The organism is Streptomyces sp. NPDC059456, assembly GCF_042750055.1.
GTDB lineage: Bacteria > Actinomycetota > Actinomycetes > Streptomycetales > Streptomycetaceae > Streptomyces.
The window spans coordinates 1-3,250 of the sequence record NZ_JBHYVA010000838.1 but is presented as its reverse complement, the minus strand read 5'-3'; the positions used below and the strand labels follow the sequence as shown (position 1 = coordinate 3,250).

The 3,250-nt window shown below is 73.6% G+C and carries 3 protein-coding genes; 2 read left to right on the top strand and 1 reads right to left on the bottom strand.

The features are described 5' to 3' along the window. Positions 1 to 105: 105 nt before the first annotated feature. Positions 106 to 849 (top strand): YhjD/YihY/BrkB family envelope integrity protein, encoded by a 744-nt coding sequence (locus ACFXA3_RS39325; protein ID WP_385195682.1) that lies wholly within the window; start codon positions 106 to 108, stop codon positions 847 to 849. Positions 850 to 889: 40 nt separating this feature from the next. Here ACFXA3_RS39325 and ACFXA3_RS39320 read toward each other — a convergent pair whose 3' ends face one another. Next, complete coding sequence (locus tag ACFXA3_RS39320) at positions 890 to 2,431, bottom strand: fatty acyl-CoA synthetase (RefSeq protein ID WP_385195680.1); 1,542 nt, start codon at positions 2,429 to 2,431, stop codon at positions 890 to 892. A gap of 166 nt (positions 2,432 to 2,597) precedes the next feature. On the opposite strand from ACFXA3_RS39320, the gene ACFXA3_RS39315 reads away from it, so the two are divergent. Next, the coding region (locus ACFXA3_RS39315; protein ID WP_385195678.1) for a penicillin acylase family protein at positions 2,598 to 3,250 on the top strand (653 nt) is incomplete at its 3' end.

Sequence of the window (3,250 nt, the reverse complement as noted above, 5' to 3'; positions counted from 1 at the left end):
AGCCCCTGGCGAGATATCTTGTTAGCTATATCTTTTTAAGCCCCCCCATAAACCGCCCGACACACGCCCCCCGCGCTGGGGGCGCGTAACACCCGGGGTCGGGAGATGGAGCTCATGCACCGGGCCATGGGCTTCGCCGCCCTCGGGTTCCTGACCCTGGTGCCGCTGCTGGTGGTCGTCGCGGCCGCCGCCCCCGGCAGCGGATCCGGCTTCGGCCGCTGGCTCGGCCAGGCCCTCGGGGTCACCGCGTCCTCCCGGGCCCGGGTCGAGATGCTGTTCGGCGCGGCCGACCTGGCCCTCGAACGGACCACGGCCTTCGGCCTAGCGGCCCTCGCCGTCTTCGGCCTGACCTTCGGCTCGGCCGTGCAGACCGGGTACGAGAAGGTGTGGGACCTGCCCACCGCCCGCTGGCACACCATGTGGCGGCACGTCGTCTGGCTGGCCCTGCTGGTCTGCTACCTCGGGCTGCTGGTCGGGATCCCCGCGCCGTCCGACGACGCCCTCGGCACCATCCTGGGCACCACCGGCGACCTCGTCGGCACCTGCCTGTTCTTCTGGGGCTCCCAGCGGCTGCTGCTCGGCGGCCGGGTCCGCTGGCGGGCCCTGCTGCCGGGGGCGGTGGCGACCAGCATCGGCCTGCTCGGCCTGCGGGTCTTCTCCCAGTTGGTGTTCTCCCCGCTGATCGCGTCCAACGCCGTCACGTACGGCCCCTTCGGCACGCTGCTGGTCGTCCAGTCCTGGCTGGTCGGCGTCGGCTTCGTCGTCTACGGCGGCGCCCTCGTCGGCCGCCTGGTCCACGAGCACGTCACGGCCCGCCGCCTCCGGGACACCGGCCTGCCGCCCGGGTGACCCGCGCGGGCCCTCGCCGGGCCGTTCCCGCGGGGCTGCGTCAGGGGTTCGGCCGGGGCTCCCGCCCGAAGCGGTCGCGCAGTTCCCTCTTGAGGATCTTGCCGCTGGCGTTGCGCGGGAGGGCGTCCACGAACAGGACCCGCTTCGGGGCCTTGAAACCGGCCAGCCTCTCCCGCGCGTACGCCAGCAGCTCCGCCTCCGTCACCTCGCCGCGCGGCACCACGACGGCCGTGACCGCCTCGATCCACCGTGCGTCGGGCAGGCCCACCACCGCCGCCCCGGCGACCCCCGGATGCGTGTAGAGGACGTCCTCCACCTGCCGGGACGCGACCAGTACGCCGCCCGAGTTGATGACGTCCTTCACCCGGTCGACGACCGTGAAGTACCCCTCGGCGTCGCGCACCGCGAGGTCACCGGAGCGGAACCAGCCGTCCCGGAAGGCCTTCTCCGTTGCCTCGGGGTCGTTCCAGTAGCCCAGGCAGAGCTGGGGCGAGCGGTACACCACCTCGCCGGCCGTGCCGTCGGGCACGTCCGCCCCGTCCTCGTCGACGACCTTCGCCTCGACGTGGCGGACGGGCCGCCCGCAGGACTCCATCCGCCCCTCGTGCTCGTCCGGTCCCAGGACGGTGGCCAGCGGGCCGATCTCGCTCTGTCCGAAGCAGTTGTAGAAGCCGAGTCCGGGCAGGCTCGCCCGCAGCCGCTCCAGGACGGGCACCGGCATGATCGAGGCCCCGTAGTACGCCTTGCGCAGCGCGCCCAGTTCGCGGCGCCCGAAGTCGGGGTGGCCCGCGAGTGCGATCCACACCGTGGGCGGCGCGAAGAGGCTGTCGGCCCGCCCCTCCTCCACCAGCCCGAAGATCTCCTCGGCGACCGGCGCGTCCAGGATCGTGTTCTGCGCGCCCACCGCCAGGTAGGGCAGCAAGAAGACGTGCATCTGCGCCGAGTGGTAGAGCGGCAGGGAGTGCACCGGCCGGTCCTCCTCGGCCAGGTCCAGCGCCTCGATCGCGCTCTCGTACTCGTGGACCAGCGCCCGGTGCGTCATCATCGCGCCCTTGGGCAGCGCGGTGGTCCCCGAGGTGTAGAGCAGCTGCACCACCGCGTCCGCGTCGCCGTCCGCCGTGAAGGGCCGCGGATCGGCGAGGTCCGCGAGGAAGGAGCCGGGGGCGTCCCGCAGCGGCCGTACGGCGTGGTCCCGGGGGATCCGCCCGGCCAGGTCCGGGTCGGCGAGGACCAGCGCGCTCGTGCAGTCGTCCAGGATGTGCGCGAGGTCCTCGCCGGTGAGGTTCTGGTTGACCGGGACGTGCGTGAGCCCGGCCCGGGCGCAGGCGAGGAAGGCCAGCAGGTAGGCGTCGCAGTTGTGGGCGAAGGTCGCGACCCGGTCGCCGGCGGACAGCCCGTACCGCTCGCGCAGTACGGCGGCCCCGGTGGAGACGGCCGCGTCGAGTTCCGCGTACGTCCAGGTGCGGCCCCGGTAGTGGACCGCCGGCCGGTCGGGAACCCGTAGTGCGCTGTCGCGCACCAGCCCGTCGACCGTGCCGCCCCGCACCGACCACCCTGCCCGCTCCGACCGCGCTGCCGTCATGGCGTGATCCTCGTCTGCGCGCGAGTCCGGGGTCAAGGACCGGAACGACCCGATACCCAACGGGATGTTGACAGATCATCAGACCGGCTGCATGAGTGTGGGGGCACGCAAGCACCTCCTGCACCACGGGCAACCACGCCCCGTCGCAGGCCACTTGGGAGGCACGTTGCGCTTACTCCACGGACATCCCCGCACCCGCGCGCTGCTCCGGCGCGCCGCGCTCACCGGCGCGGCCCTGCTCGCCGTCACCGCGGCGGTCCCGCAGGCCTCGGCCGCGACGGCCGCCGCCGACCGCGGGCCGTCGGGCGGCGGCCTGTCCGCCGTCATCCGGTACACCGAGAACGGCATCCCGCACATCCTGGCCCAGGACTACGCCCATCTCGGCTTCGGCACGGGCTGGGCGCAGGCCGCCGACCAGGTCTGCGTGCTCGCCGACGGGTTCGTGACCGTCGCCGGCGAGCGCTCGCGCTGGTTCGGCGCGGACGCGGCCCCCGACGGCTCGCTGTCCTCCGCGACCGGGAACCTCTCCAGCGACCTGTACTTCAAGGGGGTCCGGGAGGCCGGCACCGTCGAGAAGCTCCTCGCCACGCCCGCCCCGGCCGGTCCCAGCCGGGACCTCAGGGAACTGATGCGCGGCTGGGCGGCCGGGTACAACGCCTGGCTCGCCCAGAACAAGATCACCGACCCGGCCTGCAAGGGCGCCGCCTGGGTCCGCCCGGTCACCACGCTCGACGTGGCCTCCCGCGGGTTCGCCGTCTCGGTGCTCGGCGGCCAGGGCCGCGCCTTCTACGGCATCACCACGGCCCGGCCGCCCGTCCG

Bases quoted from the DNA above. Each gene is read 5' to 3' on its own strand.
- ACFXA3_RS39320 (WP_385195680.1), bottom strand. From the start codon at position 2,431: ATGACGGCAGCGCGGTCGGAGCGGGCAGGGTGGTCGGTGCGGGGCGGC.
- ACFXA3_RS39325 (WP_385195682.1), top strand. From the start codon at position 106: ATGGAGCTCATGCACCGGGCCATGGGCTTCGCCGCCCTCGGGTTCCTG.